This window comes from Halalkalibacillus sediminis (genome assembly GCF_002844535.1).
Taxonomy (GTDB): Bacteria; Bacillota; Bacilli; order Bacillales; family Alkalibacillaceae; genus Halalkalibacillus_A; species Halalkalibacillus_A sediminis.
In genome coordinates this window covers 239,921-258,631 of the sequence record NZ_PJNH01000002.1, presented here as the reverse complement: position 1 = coordinate 258,631, position 18,711 = coordinate 239,921, and the positions used below count along the sequence as shown (strand labels likewise).

Annotated in this window: 17 protein-coding genes; 7 read left to right on the top strand and 10 right to left on the bottom strand. The window is 39.2% G+C overall.

Going from position 1 to position 18,711, the window contains the following annotated elements:
- Positions 1 to 74 precede the first annotated feature (74 nt).
- The 4 genes from CEY16_RS07575 to CEY16_RS07560 all read left to right on the top strand — a co-directional run bounded on the left by CEY16_RS07575 (position 75) and on the right by CEY16_RS07560 (position 5,778).
- A complete protein-coding gene (locus CEY16_RS07575; RefSeq protein ID WP_101331390.1) occupies positions 75 to 1,253 on the top strand; it encodes an O-antigen ligase family protein in 1,179 nt (392 codons plus the stop codon).
- A 225-nt stretch (positions 1,254 to 1,478) separates the two neighbouring features.
- The gene (locus CEY16_RS07570) at positions 1,479 to 4,055 is read left to right on the top strand and encodes an SH3 domain-containing protein (RefSeq protein ID WP_101331389.1); all 2,577 of its coding nucleotides are present in this window, start codon (positions 1,479 to 1,481) and stop codon (positions 4,053 to 4,055) included.
- Between the two features lie 159 nt (positions 4,056 to 4,214).
- On the top strand, positions 4,215 to 4,616 hold the full coding sequence (tagD, locus tag CEY16_RS07565; protein ID WP_101331388.1) for a glycerol-3-phosphate cytidylyltransferase: 402 nt from the start codon (positions 4,215 to 4,217) through the stop codon (positions 4,614 to 4,616).
- The gene (locus CEY16_RS07560) at positions 4,609 to 5,778 is read left to right on the top strand and encodes a CDP-glycerol glycerophosphotransferase family protein (protein WP_101331387.1); all 1,170 of its coding nucleotides are present in this window, start codon (positions 4,609 to 4,611) and stop codon (positions 5,776 to 5,778) included. Before tagD ends, CEY16_RS07560 begins: the two co-directional genes overlap by 8 nt.
- 25 nt (positions 5,779 to 5,803) lie before the next feature.
- Here CEY16_RS07560 and CEY16_RS07555 read toward each other — a convergent pair whose 3' ends face one another.
- The 3 genes from CEY16_RS07555 to CEY16_RS07545 form a co-directional block, all read right to left on the bottom strand.
- The gene (locus CEY16_RS07555; RefSeq protein WP_101331386.1) at positions 5,804 to 6,742 is read right to left on the bottom strand and encodes an LCP family glycopolymer transferase; all 939 of its coding nucleotides are present in this window, start codon (positions 6,740 to 6,742) and stop codon (positions 5,804 to 5,806) included.
- Positions 6,743 to 6,848: 106 nt separating this feature from the next.
- The gene (locus CEY16_RS07550; RefSeq protein WP_101331385.1) at positions 6,849 to 7,796 is read right to left on the bottom strand and encodes a hypothetical protein; all 948 of its coding nucleotides are present in this window, start codon (positions 7,794 to 7,796) and stop codon (positions 6,849 to 6,851) included.
- Positions 7,797 to 7,903: 107 nt separating this feature from the next.
- Positions 7,904 to 8,839: an LCP family glycopolymer transferase gene (locus tag CEY16_RS07545; RefSeq protein WP_101331384.1), complete on the bottom strand. Its 936-nt coding sequence runs from the start codon at positions 8,837 to 8,839 to the stop codon at positions 7,904 to 7,906.
- 162 nt (positions 8,840 to 9,001) lie between these two features.
- Here CEY16_RS07545 and CEY16_RS15200 point away from each other — a divergent pair, with 162 nt between their 5' ends.
- Complete coding sequence (locus CEY16_RS15200) at positions 9,002 to 9,139, top strand: hypothetical protein (protein WP_162297888.1); 138 nt, start codon at positions 9,002 to 9,004, stop codon at positions 9,137 to 9,139.
- 2 nt (positions 9,140 to 9,141) lie between these two features.
- Here the strand turns inward: CEY16_RS15200 and CEY16_RS07540 are convergent, their stop codons facing one another.
- The gene (locus tag CEY16_RS07540) at positions 9,142 to 10,239 is read right to left on the bottom strand and encodes a CDP-glycerol glycerophosphotransferase family protein (protein WP_101331383.1); all 1,098 of its coding nucleotides are present in this window, start codon (positions 10,237 to 10,239) and stop codon (positions 9,142 to 9,144) included.
- A 221-nt stretch (positions 10,240 to 10,460) separates the two neighbouring features.
- On the opposite strand from CEY16_RS07540, the gene CEY16_RS07535 reads away from it, so the two are divergent.
- Positions 10,461 to 11,456 (top strand): nuclease-related domain-containing protein, encoded by a 996-nt coding sequence (locus CEY16_RS07535; RefSeq protein WP_101331382.1) that lies wholly within the window; start codon positions 10,461 to 10,463, stop codon positions 11,454 to 11,456.
- Between the two features lie 278 nt (positions 11,457 to 11,734).
- Here CEY16_RS07535 and CEY16_RS07530 read toward each other — a convergent pair whose 3' ends face one another.
- The 4 genes from CEY16_RS07530 to CEY16_RS07515 form a co-directional block, all read right to left on the bottom strand.
- Positions 11,735 to 14,815: an efflux RND transporter permease subunit gene (locus CEY16_RS07530; RefSeq protein WP_101331381.1), complete on the bottom strand. Its 3,081-nt coding sequence runs from the start codon at positions 14,813 to 14,815 to the stop codon at positions 11,735 to 11,737.
- On the bottom strand, positions 14,815 to 15,702 hold the full coding sequence (locus tag CEY16_RS07525) for an efflux RND transporter periplasmic adaptor subunit (RefSeq protein WP_101331380.1): 888 nt from the start codon (positions 15,700 to 15,702) through the stop codon (positions 14,815 to 14,817). The genes CEY16_RS07530 and CEY16_RS07525 overlap by 1 nt, the downstream gene beginning before the upstream one ends.
- A 16-nt stretch (positions 15,703 to 15,718) precedes the next feature.
- On the bottom strand, positions 15,719 to 16,549 hold the full coding sequence (locus tag CEY16_RS07520; RefSeq protein WP_101331379.1) for a TetR/AcrR family transcriptional regulator: 831 nt from the start codon (positions 16,547 to 16,549) through the stop codon (positions 15,719 to 15,721).
- Positions 16,550 to 16,772: 223 nt separating this feature from the next.
- Positions 16,773 to 17,252 carry a competence protein ComK gene (locus CEY16_RS07515; protein WP_101331378.1) on the bottom strand — a complete coding sequence of 160 codons (480 nt, stop codon included), beginning with the start codon at positions 17,250 to 17,252 and terminating at the stop codon, positions 16,773 to 16,775.
- Between the two features lie 186 nt (positions 17,253 to 17,438).
- Between CEY16_RS07515 and CEY16_RS07510 the strand changes: the two genes are divergently transcribed.
- The gene (locus CEY16_RS07510) at positions 17,439 to 17,618 is read left to right on the top strand and encodes a YjfB family protein (protein ID WP_101331377.1); all 180 of its coding nucleotides are present in this window, start codon (positions 17,439 to 17,441) and stop codon (positions 17,616 to 17,618) included.
- 60 nt (positions 17,619 to 17,678) lie between these two features.
- On the opposite strand, the gene CEY16_RS07505 is transcribed toward CEY16_RS07510, so the two are convergent.
- Positions 17,679 to 17,891, bottom strand: a complete 213-nt coding sequence (locus tag CEY16_RS07505) for a hypothetical protein (RefSeq protein ID WP_101331376.1) — start codon at positions 17,889 to 17,891, stop codon at positions 17,679 to 17,681.
- A 384-nt stretch (positions 17,892 to 18,275) separates the two neighbouring features.
- Positions 18,276 to 18,710 (bottom strand): 3-hydroxyacyl-ACP dehydratase FabZ, encoded by a 435-nt coding sequence (fabZ, locus tag CEY16_RS07500; RefSeq protein WP_101331375.1) that lies wholly within the window; start codon positions 18,708 to 18,710, stop codon positions 18,276 to 18,278.
- Position 18,711: the final 1 nt, after the last annotated feature.

Below are 18,711 nucleotides of genomic sequence, written 5' to 3'. Positions count from 1 at the left end.
AGGAAATTCATTAAATCAATCCTATCTTTTGATATAATAATATTATTTGAATAAAGCGATTAAGGAGAACCTATATGAATCAAAACTATAAATTAAATATTACTTATTTGATAGCTATTTTCATTATATTAATCTTATTTTTCAACACCCTAGGGTTGATGACTGCAGAGCCTTTCAGAGGTTACGGGAGAATAACGGATCATTGGACCCTTTATATCTCATTCTTCATCTTAATGACTTTGGTTTACATCAACAAGGATGTTTGGAATAAATATAATTTTTTATATTTATGTATTTCGTTATTTGTCCTTTTATACGTGCTATCTCATTTCATAAATAATAATTTCGCACATAATCAAGACTTACTACTTTTTATACTTACACTATGTTTTATGTTAGCAATTATTCATTTGAAATGGAACCAAAAATTAATTACTGGAATTGGATTCGTCACTTTCATTATGAACTGTTTGTATATTTATCATTGGTCGATTAATGGCCAGCCAATGATTAAATATAGCGGACTGTTTACAAACACAAATTTGGCAGGAGTCTATTTTTTCACCCTTCTCTGCTTTCAAATATATGCTGTTAACCGTAAATCTATAGTTCTGAAAATAGTTTTTATTGCAGGGATACTGATGAGTTTATTGCTCGCCTATGTAACTTCAAGCAGAACAGTGTTACTTGCTATATTAACTATTATAGCATCTTGGGTACTGTTCAAACTTTCAAGGAAACTGTTTCCCTACCTTATTTATATAGTATTGTTATTCAATCTTGTATTTTTATATGGCTATGGTCTATTAGCTAATTCTGAACAAGCAAATTACCTGAATGAACTATCAAGAGAATATTTTAATAAGAACTTCTTTTCAGGAAGAGAAACCATTTGGAATAAAGCCATTGAATATGGTTTGGAATCTCCTTTTTTCGGGCATGGCGTGGGAGTTTCACCACAAGATTTTCTCCCTGAAAGTCACTATGTTCATGTACACAATCAATATTTGCAAATCTTTTTAGAGAGTGGATTTATAGGTTTAGCATTATTTATCTTTCTTATTATCGTTATATGGCGATATCTATTGAAAAATATCCACTTGCAAATAGTTCAATGGTCCGCCTTCATCTTTCTAGGACTATTAGTTTATCAAAATACTGAAATTTCGTTGTTTTTTAACATGCCATCCATTGGCCTTTTGCACTGGTTCCTTATTTCAATAGGGGTTAGTACAAGTATTAAAAATTCCTAGACTATTGGCATATTTTAGCTAAAATTGGTATGAAACGTCGAATAATTATGCTATTATAATCTGAATTAGGATAAGTAAATAAATCAATTGGAGGTGTTTTTTGGAACTGCCAACCTTTACTTAGTAGTCGGTCATTTATAAAACAGAATAAAACTAGTTAACTATTATATTCACATTTTAAAAAATTCCTAAAACCCATACAAAACAACTTAGGAGGATTTTAAAGTGAATAAATTTTCAAGAGTGTCCGTTACAATGTGTGTAGCTTTCTTATTCACCCTATTATCAACAATCATGATCGTTATGCCAACAGCTGCGGATACAGAAAATTATCAAGGAATAGCTTCAAAGGACAAGACCAATGTTTACGAAGATACATCTAGAAATTCTAGTGTATTAAAGGATTATGAGGAAGGCACTATCCTAAAATACGAATCTCATTCTTCAGATTGGTATAAAGCGACAGTAATTATTAATAATAATAGAGTTACTGGTTACATCAATAAAAGTGATGTAGAGAATGCCAACGCTGAGTCTGAAAGCTTAGAAGGTGTTGCACTTCAAAGCACAACAAGCGTCTTCTCGAGAGCATCCACAAACTCTAATGCCCTTAAATCTTACGATAAAGGCACTATATTAAAATATGAAACCTTCTCATCTGACTGGTACAAAGCGACCGTTATCCTAAATAATAAAGCTCGTACTGGATATATACATAAATCACATGTAGAAAATGCTACACAAGAACCGTCAGATTACGAAGGTGTTGCACTTAAAACCAGTACTAAAGTATTTTCGGAAGCATCTAAAGAGTCAAGGCCACTCAAATCCTATGATTCGGGGAGTGTACTGAAGTTCCAATCCTATACTTCTGGCTGGTATAAAGCAACCGTAATTCTTAATAACAAACCTCGAACAGGTTATATTAGTAAGAATGATGTCGACCGACTATTAAAATCACCGACTAAGTTAGAAGGTGTTGCAAAAAAACGTACTTCCGTTTTTGCTCAACCAAACGAAAGTTCGAATGCCCTTAAATCTTATTCAGGTGGTACTATTCTCAAATACGAGACTTATAGTAATAGTTGGCATAAAGCGATAGTGTATTTGAATGGCAAGCCTCGTACTGGGTATTTACCAGTAAACGCCGTAGACGATCTAGTAAGTGAACCTGAAAGTCTAAGAGGTATCGCTGTAAATGGTAAGACAAGCACTTATGAGAGCCCTTCATTAGATTCAAATAAGGTAAAAACTTATAGTGAAGGTACCGTATTAATATACAAGTCATTAAGTACAAATTGGAATGAAGCAATTAATATAGTCAATGGAAAAAGTAAAAAGGTATACATTCACAGGGATCAAGTTGAAAATGCCTTTAAAGAACAGAAAAGCTTGAATGGCATCTCACTGAAACAACCAACAAATGCTTATCCTAGAGCATCAAGAAATTCAAAAGCATTAAAAACCTATGACAAAGGTTCTGCTTTAAGAATTAAGACTTTTTCTGAAAGCTGGTATGAAGCTGATGTGATTACTGGTGGGAAGAAACGCAAGGCTTATTTTCACCACGATGATATAAACACTGATATTTTATACCAGACTACTAATTACGATATTACTTTTAATAATATGGTTGATATTCAAATGACACGCACTCCAAAAGCAAATGGTTCAGGAACAATAAGTGCCACACGTGAACAAGTTGAATATTATTCAAATCCATCAAACTTTGAACGAGGAACTGATGAATACTTGCAATTCCTCGTCCTTTCACAACCGACAGGCGTAAATGCAAATGAACTTAACCAAAAAATCCTAGCTAATAAAGGAACTTTAGATAGCACCGGTTCAGCATTCATCCAAGGGGCGAAAGACTACGGGGTTAACGAATTGTATTTAATAGCTCATGCGGTACATGAGACCGGCAATGGTACATCAAAACTGGCTCAAGGTGTGGAATACAAAGGCAAAACCGTATATAACATGTACGGGATTCATGCTTTTGATTCTTGTCCATTGTCTTGCGGATCCGAAAAAGCCTACAACGAAGGTTGGTTCACTCCACAACAAGCAATTATTGGTGGCGCGAAATTTATTGGTCAAAATTGGATTCACCGCGGGCAAGACACTCTTTATAAAATGAGATGGAACCCTGATAACCCCGGAGTTCATCAATATGCAACACATGTTCGCTGGGCGGAACTTCAAACTGATTTAATTGCTGACTATTACAAAATTTTGAACGATTATGTTCAAATTTACGATGTACCAAAATACGCAAGTCAACCTGACGGAGGAAGTGAGCCAAGTCAACCGTCTTCAGGTAGTGGTGATAGCAGTAGCGAAAGTGACACGTTACAGACTGAATACCCTAAAAACACGTTTGGTGTAACCAATACCGATGGTAATTTAAACATAAGGTCTGAAACAAATACAACGAAAGACCCTATTGGTAAAATTCCTAATGGATCAAATATCTCTATAATTGGTGATAATGGAGGTAGCTGGTTAAAAATCGTTTATGATGGCACTGAAGGTTGGGTACATGGAAATTACGTAGAGATTATGAATCTACTTGAGGTAGATGTTGATCCTACTTTAACTGTCAGAAATGCCCCAGCTGGTGAAAAAACAGGGGAAAAACTTTCTGATGGTGATTTGGTAGTTGCAGAACTAGATTCTGATAATAATTTCATCACTGAAAAAGCTGAATTAAGCGGAACTGAATATACTTGGTACAAAATTCAATACAAAAATGAAACTGTTTGGGTAGCAGGGGAATTTGTGAATATAGTTAAATAGTTTACTAGATAATTTTTGGAGTGGATATATATCCACTCCTTTTTTGATGAATTTATAATTTTAATGCGTGAAAAACTCGTGTGTAATTTGCTAAACCAATGTAAAATGATTAGAATAAGATTAACAAAAATATTTCCATTATCCTAGGAGGAAGTCTTAATGAAGAAGGTAATTACCTACGGAACGTTTGACTTATTACACGTAGGTCACATAAATATATTAAAAAGAGCTAAAGAGCTTGGAGATTACCTTGTCGTCGCAGTTTCATCAGACGAATTCAACGCTCTTAAAAACAAAGAAGCTTACTACTCATTTGAAGATCGAAAAACTATTCTTGAAGCAGTGCAATATGTGGACGAAGTCATCCCTGAACATAACTGGGAGCAAAAGATTGATGACGTCCGTAAACACAATATTGACTTGTTTGTAATGGGACATGACTGGGAGGGGAAATTCGACTTCCTTAAAGAACATTGTGAAGTTATCTATCTACCACGTACTGACGGAATTTCTACTACTAAAATAAAAGATGACTTAAATAATAAGGTGAACAATGGTTAGAGAGTTAGCTATAATCTTATATCTTTTTTCAGTGAAAATAACGTTTATACTATTTAAATTATCCCCTCAGAGGAAGAAGACTGTCTTCATTTCTTCTTTTGGGGATAATGTTTTTTTCGTTTGGGAAAAAGTATTAAGAGAAACAGATCATGAAACTGTAATTTTACAATTGCCTGGAACCAAGGGTGAATTTGAAGAGGATAGGCGTACTTCAGTAATTAAATTTGATTTTGCAAAGAACTTCAGAGGCTTCATCAAGGGGGTCTATCATTTAGCCACTTGCAAAGTTGTATTTATTGATAACTACTATGGTTTATTAGCTGCTACTCCATTCAAAGAAAATGTAAAGTGTATTCAATTGTGGCATGCTAATGGAGCCATTAAACGGTTTGGGTTAAAGGATCCTTCCATTCGATTTCGAAGTGAGAAGGCTTACAAGAGGTTTCGCAGCGTATACAAAAGATTCGATTATATTACCGTGGGGTCGGACAGAATGGAAGACATTTTCAGAGAAGCTTTTTATGTAGAAAAAGAAGTAATGCTGAAAACAGGTATACCTAGAACTGATATTTTTTATGATGAACCTTTGAAAGAGAAAATTAGTGAAGAGTTAAATGAAAAATATCCAATGATTTCAGGCAATAAAGTGATTTTATACGCTCCCACCTTTAGAGATCAACAGCTCAAGAAGCATTCAATAAAACTTGACATTAAGAAGATTTACCAAGAACTTAAGGAAGATCACGTTCTACTCATTCGGCTTCATCCAGCCATTTTAAAAGGTTACAATAACAATTATCCTGATTTTATCATTGATGTATCAGAATATCCGGATGCGAATCATTTATTATTTATAACGGATTATTTAATTACGGACTATTCATCTATTCCTTTTGAATTCTCACTGTTAGAGAAGCCAATGATTTTCTACCCATACGATTTAGATGAATACAAACAGTCCAGAGGATTTTGGGAGGACTATGACCTTCTTGTACCTGGGCCCATTGCAGATAACACTGACGATATCATACGTCTAATCAAAGAGAATGATTTCGACTTGGAGGAGCTTCGACACTTCTCAGATAAGTGGAATCAGTATAACGACGGGCATGCTTCTCAAAAATTAATAAGTGAAATCTATAAAAAAGGAAGTAGCAACTGATTTTCAGTTCTACTTCCTTTTTCAATTATTCTTTCATATGTTCATCTAGTAATGTTCTGATTCTGTTCACTTCTTCATCAGGAACCATGTAGTACCAAACACCATCCATCATCTGCCCCGAGCCATCTATTTCTTCTTTGATGGTTTCATTTCTAGTATCTCGATAGTCTGAAAACATTTTTCGCATTTCAGGCATCTGCATATTTGTCTGTACATTCGACCCTACTGCGTCTAACATGTTATCTACTTTGGTAAACGAATCGAATGAAGTACCTTCATCAATCATGGCATCGATGATTTCCTGTTGCCTTGAGTTACGTCCAAGATCCCCCCGAGGGTCTTCTTTTCTCATTCGGGAATAGATCAGTGCCTGCTCACCATTTAAAGTAATTTCTCCAGTCGGAAAATCGTGACCTCCATGACTGAAAGCCTGATCGTTGTTGACGGTAACGCCTCCTAAAGCGTCTACTCCGTCTTGTAAGCCTTCCATATTAATTCTGGAATAAAAGTGTACGGTAGTATCTAAAAACTGTTCTACTGTCTCTACGGATAGTTCTGAGCCACCGAATGCATATGAGTGGTTAATTTTATCCATTCCTCTACCTGGAATCTCTACATAAGTATCTCTAGGAATATTGAACATCAACATCTTATCAGTGTTTGGATTCAGAGAAACTAATATCATCGTATCTGATCGACCAACATCTCCTTCTCGCTCATCTACGCCAAGTAATAGGATGTTTATCGGATCTTCATTGTCTAAACGCGTGTCAATTTCATCCTTTTTCTCTAAATCAGATTCCAAAGGTGTATACATCGTTTCTACAGTGTCTCCAACTTTATCGTATAAATAAATGAAGTAAATACCTAAAGCTAATATGATTAGCCCAAGCAGACTAAGGATGATCCATAGCCATTTTTTCTTCCCGCTTTTTTGTTTTCTTAGTTCTTTTCTCGATCCCATTTAATTTCCCTCTCTATAAAAAAACATGTTTAAATGTGTAATAAATCTATTATACAACAAACGACAATTAATTTAAGTAGAGAATGTGGAAATTTTTGTACTTATTTTAGAAGTAAATATCACCTAAGTTTATGAACCAGTTAGAAGTTTTATTCGTCGCAGAATTAGCCAGTTCATCAAAAAGCTGTGATGGCTGATCTTTGACTATGAATCCCACTTTGAATAGCTGTTCGTTGATATCTGGATTGGATGATATCTTCGCCTGGAGATAATCATATTTCTTATATTGAATAACTATATTAGTAAGCAGGCTAAGTAATATATCCTCTTCAGGAACGGCTTGATAATCCACAATCGTTACTTTTTTGTTATTGATTTGTATGATCGCGTACCCTTTCAATTTACTATCTTCATAGATCCCTGAGGCTTCATATTTTTGAGTAGGATGATTCATGTAACGCCAATTGAGATAATGATGGTCTTTTTTTATTCTTATTTCTTCGGGGTTCTCTTGAAGATTATCTGCCTCGCTATCGAATTGATCTATGTTCTTGAGTTGATAGGTGTCGTCTTTTGGTTGAACAGCTTCTGCTTGGATACGTTTGTGACGGACAAATATTCGGTCAAATGGTGTCAGAGGCCATAAAATGAACATTTTTTTCGCTAGTAGCTTGATCGGTCGATAAATAATGGCAGAACGGTCAAAGGTGGATATTTCTGTTCCTTGCTCTGATTCTGTATTTAAAATATATTCAATTTTGTTCTTTTCGGCATACTCTTTAATACAATCTTTCAACAAGTACGTTAATTCCTCAGAAGTAAAATTAAACACTTCATTTCTAACGAGAACCTTCATCTTCTCATTAACAGCGGTCATCTCTTCTTCCCAAGTAAAAATGGCTGAGACGATATGATCGTTTTTTTCATATATAAAGATGTGAGACATTCGTTTTCCGAAATACTTCCATTTGATGTACTCTACGGAGTAATCGCTATTTTCTTTTATGAGGTCTATCAGTTTTGGTTGATCTTCTAGTTCATATTTTCTTATCAATTATGTCACCCTTGCTCAAGTTATTAGGTAGATTATATCATCTCTTGAATAGAGTATATAGGAAAAGAGGGTGCTCCACTGGAACACCCTCTATTAAGATAAATATATTATCTAGCTTCCATATGTTCGGACAATAGCGACCGAATACGCTGTTGTTCTTCATCTGAAACGACGTAATACCAAAGGCCGTTCATTCTCTGGCCTGATCCCTGAATTTCTTCCTTAATGGTCTCATCACGAGCCCCACGATAATGTAGGAAAAGATTGCGCATATCGTCCATCTCTACATTGGATTCAGCATTCGTACCCGCAGCATCTAACAATGGATTCACTCTTGCGACAGAGTCAAATGAAGCCGCTTCATCCATAAATGCGTCTATGATTTGTTGCTGACGGTCGTTACGACCTAAATCACCTTCAGGGTCTTGTTTTCTCATTCTTGAAAATATCAGTGCCTGTTCGCCATTCAAATCAATTTCACCTTCACGGAAATCATGACCCCCGTGACTGAATGCTTGATCGTTGGTCACTGTTACTCCACCAATTGCATCCACTACATCTTGTAATCCTTCCATATTGATTCGTGAATAAAAGTGGACTTCAGTGTCTAAGAAGTTCTCAACTGTCTGAACGGAAAGATCAGAACCTCCGAATGCATATGCATGGTTGATCTTATCCATTCCTCGACCTGGGATTTCAACAAAGGTATCTCTTGGGATATTAAATCTCAGCATTTCGTTGGTGTGTGGATTCAGTGATGCCAATACCATCGTATCTGATCGTCCTACATCCCCTTCTCGTTCATCAACTCCAAGTAATAGGATGTTGATTGTCTCTTTATTATCGATTGCATCTTTCACTTCTTCTTGATTGATTGCTTCTACAGGGGTATGCATTTCATCAACTGTTTGGCCGACCTTATAATATAAATAAGCCAATAGTCCTCCGATAATCAAGAGGAGTATAATTATAATTGCGATAATCTTCTTTTTGCGTGATTTTTTTTCGGTATGTTGTTCACGACGTTCTTTTCTAGACTCCATAAAATCCCTCATTTTGTTTAAATTCTACAAATTTATTATACTATGTTCTGCTACTTGAATGCCATTTAAACAATGTTAGAGTTTCATTAGAAATCCATGAGAAACTCGACATCAGTGAGGAATTCTCTTAAAATATGAATGGAGTACAAAGGGGATGTTGAGATGGATAAACAGAAAAAAGTAACCCTAGGTTGTCTGGGTTACATACTATTTGGAATCATCATTACATATTTATATTTCACGACTACTGACGCTGACCTTTTCAGGAAGATTTTTGATTGGGATGGGTTGATTTGGTAAGGTCAGCGTCCTCTCTTCGCAACTAGATCACTAATAAAGTCGACCACTCTTTCAGTTGATTTTCCATCCTGATGCAAATGAAACACACTTCGTAATTCTTCCCTTCTTTTTTTATATTCGTCTTTATCAAACGATTGATTAATCGCAGAGGAGATCAACTGATCATTTTGGACTTTGATTCCAGGTGTCCAGAAGTCGTATGGTTCAAGTAAAAGACCTCGAGTTTTTCGATATTGATCGATATCTTTGTTCAAAAAAATGATCGGTCGATCCAATAATAAGTAATCAAAGTAAATACTTGAGTAATCAGTGATTAGCAAGTCAGTATGCGGTAGTACTTGATACAAATCTATATTAAGACTTAGTAACGTTTCTGAAGTCAGGTTCATTATATGGTCACTCGAGTACTTTATGGATTTTTCCTCTAACGGGTGAAATTTAGTGATTAATAAGTAGTTATTACTTTCAAGGTAAGAAATGAACTCTTTTTCCTCTAAAAATGATTGGTCCACCTCCCCCTCCTTCCGATTTAAATAACCGCTTCTGAAAGTCGGCATATATAAAAGAACTTTATTGAAGTCAGAGAGCTTATTGGTAAACTCGTTCTCTGTTTTCTTAAATAAATAGTCGTTCCTTGGGCTTCCTAGTATTTCATGCTTCGAGAAATGGACATGCATACAAGCTGCCAGTAATGAGGACTCCAGTTTTGAGGAAGTGATTAGGTGGTCTGGATCAAACCCCTCTTCCTCGTAAACCTGCTCATTTTTTTCCATGTACCTCATTGCTTTCAAAGGCGTGCCATGCCACAAATCAATGACGATTTGTTTCGGATTATACTTTTTAAAGCCATGCGACGTGACAATGAATTCATATTGGGAAATTTTAATGATCTGTTTGAGGAATTTTATATAGTCTCTCTTCTTGTAATAGAGCTCGTCAATATGGATAGTATCAACTGTGTAATGCTTCCACAATTCTTCCGCCAATATTTTTGTGTTAGAGCCAGACGGAAAAGATGATTCTATAATTAGAAATGTAGAAGGCTTAATCTTTATTAACGAACAAAAAATAGACAGGATTCTTTTGATCAATCGTCTCATCGTAAACACATCTCTTTTTTAATACCATTATGGACACTGTTATACGCATATATTCTTCGAAAAATTTTTACGAGTGTTTGAAAAACTTGTTTTGCCTGGGAGGTAATTCGATTATCTGTTATTGATAATGGGATTATCTCCTTTTGAAAAAAGGGTGGTTTGACGGGGATTGAGTGGTGTTGTTTACTAGTATCAATTGATTATGACAGGAGAGATTTTGATTGAAAGATGCTCAGGGGGTCCCATCAGGGTTATTGAAATTGTTAGCAATCGAGAAAAACTTGAAGGGTAATCACCCTAGAACATCACTTATTCGTAATGAAGTCGGGGTATTATCTGCAGGTTATCATGGTGAGAATGAAATGAATTATTATTTAGATATGTTAATGGACGAGAAATTAATTGCTTTGAGGAATGTCAGGTTGAGTTTGATGGGGAAGTTCTTTGAGATTGATTTGTTGATTCTAACCCCTACTTTTATGTTAGTGACAGAGGTAAAGAATTTGACGGGAGTGGTCTTGATCGATCACCGTTCAGGACGGATGTTCCAGCACATTAACAGTAAAGAGAAAAGATATCGGGACCCGATCTTGCAGGTAGATAGCCAGGCAAAGCAATTGGAGTATTTTCTGAAGAAAAAGGGTGTTCGGTTTCCGCCGATTCATCAGTTGGTTGTATTTGTGAACCGGAATGTTCATTTCAAAGGGTACGATGACCAGAAGTTGGATGATCGAATCATATCGGCCTACAAGTTTCCGGCGACGTTTCAAGAGATTAAGAGGGATAGTTCTGGTGTGGAGGTCAATTGGAATATTGCTTATCTCGCGGAAATGTTGGAGTCGAGTATTATTCCTAAGGATTATAAATGGTTGCAATACTTCGAGTTGAACTACGGTGATTTTGAGCCTGGTGTGAAGTGCGCTGAGTGTTCTAGGAAGATGTTTCGAGATTACAAGTTGAAAAATTGGGTTTGTTGTGGCTGCGGTTATGCCAGCCATTGGGCGTTTGTTGAATCTTTGAAGGACTTTTATTTGATTTTTGGAGATCAGATTACTAATAGACAAGCGAGGTGGTGGCTCGGGGTTGAATCCGATAGCACTACACGAAGACTGCTGACGAAGATAGGGACTGAACATATAAGAAGAGGAAAAAGTAGTGCTTTTAAGATGACTTTTGACTTTGGTAATGATTTTAATTATTTGAGAAGGAGGATGTAGTGGTGTGGAGGGTTCAGGGTTCGACGTGGAGGATTTGGAGCCTAACTTGGAGGATTCGGGTTCCCACGTGACGGGTTCGCCTTCTGACGTGGAGGGTTCGGGGTCCGACGTGAAGGATTTGAAGCCTCACGTGACGGATTCAGACCCCGACGTGGAGGATTAAACACAAGCCCAAAACTAAAAACATAATAAAGAAAACTCAACGCGCCGAGCGTTGAGCTTCCTCTCTAATTCTTCAAGAATGTGCGTTTTCGACCTTCGTCGAAAACGTTCTTATCTTATGCTTCTACTGCATCTTTCCTCTTGCGTTTTCTTCTTGTAATCTTTCCACTTAAGTCATCGAATAGTGTATACACTACTGGAATCAATAGTAGTGTGAAGAACATGGATACGAGTAGTCCGAATATGATGACGACTGCCATTGGTTGTTGTGCTTCGCCGCCTTGGCCTAAGCCCAACGACAACGGGATCATACCAAGCATCGTAGTCAGTGATGTCATCAGGATCGGGCGTAAACGTGTCGCGCCTGCTTCCATGATTGCATCCCAACGTTCGCTGCCGTTCCGGCGTAAAATATTGATATAGTCTACCAGCACGATGGCGTTATTGACGACTATCCCGGCGAGCATGATGATCCCTATAAAGGCTGGAATACTGAATGGCATGCCAGTAACGAATAGTCCTAATATGACACCGACGATTGTCGCTGGCAGCGAGAACATGATGATGAATGGATATAAGAAGTTCTCAAATTGTACCGCCATGACTGCATATACAAGGAAGATTGAGAACACTAACGCCAACGCTAGGTCTCCGAATGCTTCAGCCATGTCTTGAGCTTCCCCGCCCATGGAATAGCTATAACCGTCCGGCAAGTCTAGTCCGTCCAAGCGCTCCTGGATATCGGCTGACACGCTTCCTAAGTCGCGGTCGATGATCTCACTGGATACGCTGACTTGTGGTTGCTGGTTTTGTCTAGACAGGGTCACTGGCCCTTGGTCCTGAACGACATCAGCAAGTGTCATCAAGCTCACGGACGCCCCGTTAGGCGATTGAATTTTCAAGTCTTCAATATCCTCGATTGTGGAGCGCTCATCTTCTGGTAGCATCACTCTTACATCAAGCTCTTCCCCGGATTGCCTATATTGAGTAGCTACCTGGCCGTTCAACTGCGAGGTAACCTGCCCCATGACTTGATCGAATGTCAGTCCGTACCCACTGGCGACCTCCCTGTCAATCAAGATCTGCATTTCCGGTCGACCTTCATCTGCAGAGGTACTAGGATTATAGACACCATCAACCTCCGAAATAACCTCTACGAACTGGTCGGATAGTTGTTGTAGTACTTCAAAATCAGGTCCGCGTACTTGAATCTGCACAGGGTCTCCTGAACTGATATTCGCGCCCATTGTACGGACGACGATGTCAGCTCCTGCAATATCCTGTACTTCTGCATCCCAGGCTTGCATGACTTCTTGGGTCGTCATATCCCGTTCATCTTCCGGTACCAGTTGGACCATATAAGTCGCTTCGTTCGATCCCGAATCGAAGGAGAACCCACCGCCTCCACCGATCGACACGTAATTCGATTCAACGATGTCACTATCTGTGTTAATGACGTCGTTGATTTCTCTAGCGACTTCTTCTGTCGTTTGCAAATTGGTTCCTGAAGGAGTCGTAGCACTAATTTCAATTTGTCCTTGATCCGCTTCTGGAATGAATGCAGTACCAAGTCGTGGTACCAAAAGCACACTTGCCGCGATCGTCAAAATCGTCAATAAGATCGCAGTTTTTCTCCACTTCAACACCCAGCGGAGCATCTTATGATAAACCTTCACTACTCCATTTAGGACACGATCGAACCAGTAACGGTGTCCATCTTTTCGCAACGCTTTGGTCAATAGCTTCGAGGACAACATCGGAATTAGTGTCACAGATGCGGCCAACGAGGCAATTAACGCAAACGATACGGTAAGCGCGAGTGGCGTAAAGATCTCAGACGCAATTCCCTCAACGAACACAATCGGCAGGAATACTACCAAGGTCGTGGTCGTCGAGGCGATCACGGCAGGCGCAATTTCAGACGCACCTTTCTTCGACGCCTCTACTATCGAGTATCCCCGCTCCCGGTAGGTCACGATGTGTTCGAGTATGACGATCGAGCTGTCGACCATCATCCCGATCCCGAGCGCGAGTCCACCCATCGTCAAGATATTCACCGTTTCTCCGGTAAAATACATGAGCGTAAACGTTGTGATGACGGCAATCGGTAACGAGAGCGCAATTACTAGTGTAGCTCTGAAAGACTTCAAAAATAGTAACAGTATGAGTACCGCGAAAGCCGCCCCTAAAAGCAAGTTTTGCACCACAGAGTCAATCGACATGCGGATGAACTCCGATGTATCGAAGACGGTATTCAGTTCGACGCCTTCGGGCAATTCTGCTCGGATATCTTCCATCGCAGCCAATACTTCGTCAGATACGGCAACTGTGTTTCCGTCTGTCTTTTTCAATACACTCATAACAACGGCTTCTTGACCGTTCACGAGTGAAACGTTGGACTCACCTGTCGTATCGCGTTCTACCGAAGCAACATCGGCTAACCTTACAAACTGTTCGCTCGGTGTTTGGATCAGGGTCTCGCGGATTTCATCAATCGATTCGTATTGACCAGGAATTCGGAGCTGGAGCTCTTGAGTTCCCCGGTCAATGACGCCAGCCGAAGCCGATTGATTCGATCCGCCAATCGCTTGTAAGATTTGCTGAGAGCTGAGTCCATATTGATTCAAGCTTTCTTGGTCAAGTTCGACTTGAATCTCCTCAGATATACCTCCCTCGATGTTAATCGAACCGACACCTTCTTGTCGTTCTAACATCGGTTGGATATCGTCTTCAGCTATACTCTGTAAATCAGCTTTATTCTCCCCAGTCAAGCCAACCCACATGACCGGTAGTTGTTGTGGGTCGAACCTCAGAACATTCGGGTCCTGGGCTCCGTCGGGCAAAAAGCTTTTCACCTGGTCGACCGATTCCCTCACGTTCAATAAGGCATTATCTAAATTCGTATCAGTCGAAAACATCATGATGACAAGCGAGCTTCCTGGTGAGGATTGAGCTTGCACCGTTTCGACCCCTTCAATCGTACTGACCGAGGACTCGATCGGTCTTGTCACGAGTTCCTCGACTTCCTGCGGCGCTGCGCCATCATATGACGTGGCGACGACCGCAATCGGTAAATCGATTTCAGGATATAAGTCTACCGACAGGTTTCTGAATGACACGAACCCTAGCGCTAAAATCGCTAAGATGATCATCGTCACCCCAACCGGTCGCTTGATGGATGTATTGACGAGGCGCATTATTCAGCCTCCTCTACAATACGGACCTGTTGACCATCGGACAACGTCAACTGTCCGCGAACAATCACTTCATCACCTTCAGATAACGTGTCTTCCTCAGTTAGCGAAATTGCAGTTTCACTCGATTGCATCGATGCGATTTCCATTGGTACACGAACTGCTTCGCCGTCTTCCAATTTGAAAACATAACGCTCTCCACCACGATCGACTACCGCTTCAGTCGGTACGACCATAGCGTCCGCTTCAACAACCTCTTCTAAGTAAAATTGGGCCGTCACTCCTGCAGTCACCTCGGAATCCTCAGGTAATTCAGCTTCGGCTTCTATATTGAACATCCCATTTTCACCTGCTGTTGCTGGAACGTGTGTCACTGTCGCTGTTCCTTCATAATCAAGCTGTGAAATCGAGAACTCCACTTCATCATCTACTGAAAATTTATTCGCATCACGCGCAGTTACGGAGAACGCCATTGATAAAGGATCAATCGAAATGATCATAGCTGCGGGTTCTTCACTAGTCACACCACGACCTTCGCGCATATTCAACTCCTGAATGATTCCGTCCATTCCGGCTTCTAGTTCGTAAACACCACGTTGAGGCGATGAAATTTCAGCCAACACATCACCTTCTGAGACGCTCTCTCCTTTTTCAACAAAAAGCTCTTCAACTTCTCCCGGGGCTTGAGCGATGACTGGTGATTGGTCACTCGGCATTGTGCGTCCTGTAAATGACTTCGTTGTTGTAAAATCTCTGACCTCCACTTGGCTCACTTCAACAGGGGTTTCTGTTTCAACCTGCTCTTCTTCGTTATCACTCGAGTCGCCGTTACAAGCAGTAAGTATCATTGCTAATGAGATAAGGCTTAATAGCCATAGTTTTTTCTTCATTCCATACACTCCCTTTTTATTGTCCGATCTTTCTCTTCAGTTGATCGATATCTTCTTTTAAAGCGTCGAATTGTTGCAAATGCTCGAGCATCGATTCGATCACGATTGTTTGTGGTTCACTTTTCGCAAGTTCTTGGTCCAGAACATCCAGAGCTTCAGTTGCCTTCTCAGTACCAGTGTTGACCATACTGTGGATTTTCTGCCGAATTTTATTGATTATCAATTCTTTTTCTTTCAAAAATTTGGGTACTTCCGCGATAGCAGGTTTTGCTTTGTTGTTGATCATCGAGAGTGAAATGTCATCCAACCGTTCGATGATAAAATAGGATAAATGCTCCATATTCACAGATTCGCTATTAATGACGAGCCAGTTGGAGTAACTTTTAAGCATGCCATCAAGGATAACTGCGACATCGATCAAGTACGGTTCAATAGCTTCCCCATATATTTTACGGACATTATCACTCGTCCATTCAAAGTCCTGCTGTTTCATTTTAAGTATGAAAGACTCCATATCTTTTCCGAGAGGTACTTGGTCACGGAGGAGCATGATGATCAATGATTGATTTTCGATAATGAATTGAAAATATATGTCTAATTGCTTGGCGAGTGATTCCCTTGGATCCGTCGTTGATTGAGTTGCATTCTCCATCTTATTTCGGATGGATGCATAATAGTAATCATAAATCGATACGATCAGGTCCTCTTTTGAGTCAAAATAATTATAGAAGGATCCCTTTGCAACTTTCGCTTTATCAACTATTTCCTGAACTGAGGTCGCGTGGAAACCTTGCTTCGCAAAGCGCTCAATACTCGCTTCTATGATCGTTTTTTTCTTATCTTGCATAACATCCGCTCCTTCAACCAGTCATTAGAATGACCAGTCAGTCACTTTATACTATATCCCTCTTAAGCCCTAACTACAACTATTTTACTTGTGAATTTTCGGTGACACAGGGTAGGTTAGAAAGATGCGAAAATTGGTTGCTCATTATATGGGTCTAATTTAAGTTTACCTTGAACAAAAAAGCCAGACACCGTATTTCTACAGTACTGGCGTAGCTCATCATTTAAATGTATGAATCTTTAGTAAAATGAGCGAAAATCTGTGCAGCTTGAAGATATTGCTTTCTAAAGGTACTAGCTGTTACATCGACGGCTTCAAACGTGCCGTCTTGGAATTCGATAATCGTTTTCTCTGGATCTTTATCATGAATTTTCCAATCTTTAACTTGGCAATAGGAGACCCAAACATTATCAGAATCTTTATGTGCTTTGGTGGGAAAAAATACGATTCCCTTGTTAGGGTTAATCGGAATCGGGGCTTTGTTTCGGAAATTGAAAAGATAATTGACACCTTTTTTTCGAGCATCATAAGAGGCACACTCTTCTTTGCAAGAGAGATCGATGATGTCGATAGGTTTAGCTTTTGATATGTATTCTCCGTCAGTATCTATTATTTTACTACAGTAGTTCAGTTTAAAATACGGTTTGATCATTTTCGTCTTTTTCGTTATTCGATAGAAATTGTTCACAATAAAATCTTCCAATAAAGGTCCCCCTTAAAAATAGTATTTATACCTATTTATTTTACAATATTTTATATTATATAGGAATAATGTTCCTAATTGTAAATGTGAACATTCCGTGAATAGCATTAGTGAGCTTCCTTTTTAAGGGTTAATATATGTATTTTTTTGTCGATGTAAAAGGAAAAGGGAATGTGAGGTGAAGCTATGGACGTGGCTGCAGCATCTATCGCCATGAGCCAAGCGCAATTAAAACAAAATGTTGGGGTGAGCTTGGCTGGCCAGGTGAAAGATCAAATGAGCACACAAGGTGAAGGGTTGGAAAAGTTACTCGACGCTGCTCAAATCGATCCGAACTTGGGTAATTCAGTAGATTTTAAAGCTTAAAATGAGTAAAAGCTGACCTGTGTGAAGAGAGGTCAGCTTTTTTTCATGAGAATCAGTTATCTATTGGTCATCGCCGTTGTCTTCATTCATGTCCTCATCCATCTCATCTTGCATTTCATCGTCCTGTTGCTGGTCATCTTGTTGCTGGTCATCTTGCTGTTGATCCTCTTGCTGTTGATCTTCACCATTATCGCCACCATCAGTAGCACAACCAGTGAATAAAGCAAGAACCATCATAGAAATTAATAAGGATTTCAATAGGTGCAATTTCATTGTTTTACCTCCCATCATTTTCATCATCGCACATAGTGTTACCCAGATTGATTTAAAATATTTCAAAAAGATGAGAGGTTTTTTATTAATGGGCCACACTAAAAGTAAATTGTTTATTATAACGAGCGAATGCCCCAATGGAGTGAAAACTCGCCGGTTAGAATGCAAAATTCGCCCGCTGGATCCTGAAACTCGCCGGATGGAATGGAAACTCACCCGTTGGAATGCGAAACTCACCCGTTGGACCGTGAAACTCGCCCGTTGGAATGGAAACTCACCCTTTAGAAGGAGAAACCCGCCCGATGACTCGCCCGTTGAAACGCAGACATCTTTACTAAAACAAAAACACCGCCTCCATTTTCTGAAGACAGTGCTCAAATTTTATTATTCTTCTGGATCTACGATTGCGAACATGATTTCTGCTTCACAAGCAGTCTCACCTTCAACAGTAGCAATTGCTTTGGCTTTTCCGATCGGGCCTTTTAATTTCAACATTTCAACTTCGAGTTTCAATGTATCACCAGGTTTCACTTGACGTTTAAAGCGACATTTGTCGATGCCAGTAAACATCCCGAGTTTTCCTTGATTTTTTTCCAATTTCAAAATGGCAACTGCACCGACCTGAGCTAATGCTTCGACGATCAACACGCCTGGCATCACTTTGTAATTTGGAAAATGGCCTTGGAAGTATGGTTCATTTGCAGTCACATTTTTATAACCGACCGCTCCTTTTCCTTCATCGAGCTCAGTGACTCGATCGACAAGCAAAAATGGATAGCGATGTGGAATGATTTTCTGGATCTGTTCAATATCAAGCATG

Bases quoted from the DNA above. Each gene is read 5' to 3' on its own strand.
- CEY16_RS07575 (WP_101331390.1), top strand. From the start codon at position 75: ATGAATCAAAACTATAAATTAAATATTACTTATTTGATAGCTATTTTC.
- tagD (WP_101331388.1), top strand. From the start codon at position 4,215: ATGAAGAAGGTAATTACCTACGGAACGTTTGACTTATTACACGTAGGT.
- CEY16_RS07560 (WP_101331387.1), top strand. From the start codon at position 4,609: ATGGTTAGAGAGTTAGCTATAATCTTATATCTTTTTTCAGTGAAAATA.
- CEY16_RS07555 (WP_101331386.1), bottom strand. From the start codon at position 6,742: ATGGGATCGAGAAAAGAACTAAGAAAACAAAAAAGCGGGAAGAAAAAA.
- CEY16_RS07545 (WP_101331384.1), bottom strand. From the start codon at position 8,839: ATGGAGTCTAGAAAAGAACGTCGTGAACAACATACCGAAAAAAAATCA.
- CEY16_RS15200 (WP_162297888.1), top strand. From the start codon at position 9,002: ATGGATAAACAGAAAAAAGTAACCCTAGGTTGTCTGGGTTACATACTA.
- CEY16_RS07540 (WP_101331383.1), bottom strand. From the start codon at position 10,239: ATGAGACGATTGATCAAAAGAATCCTGTCTATTTTTTGTTCGTTAATA.
- CEY16_RS07530 (WP_101331381.1), bottom strand. From the start codon at position 14,815: ATGCGCCTCGTCAATACATCCATCAAGCGACCGGTTGGGGTGACGATG.
- CEY16_RS07525 (WP_101331380.1), bottom strand. From the start codon at position 15,702: ATGAAGAAAAAACTATGGCTATTAAGCCTTATCTCATTAGCAATGATA.
- CEY16_RS07520 (WP_101331379.1), bottom strand. From the start codon at position 16,549: ATGCAAGATAAGAAAAAAACGATCATAGAAGCGAGTATTGAGCGCTTT.
- CEY16_RS07510 (WP_101331377.1), top strand. From the start codon at position 17,439: ATGGACGTGGCTGCAGCATCTATCGCCATGAGCCAAGCGCAATTAAAA.
- CEY16_RS07505 (WP_101331376.1), bottom strand. From the start codon at position 17,891: ATGAAATTGCACCTATTGAAATCCTTATTAATTTCTATGATGGTTCTT.
- fabZ (WP_101331375.1), bottom strand. From the start codon at position 18,710: ATGCTTGATATTGAACAGATCCAGAAAATCATTCCACATCGCTATCCA.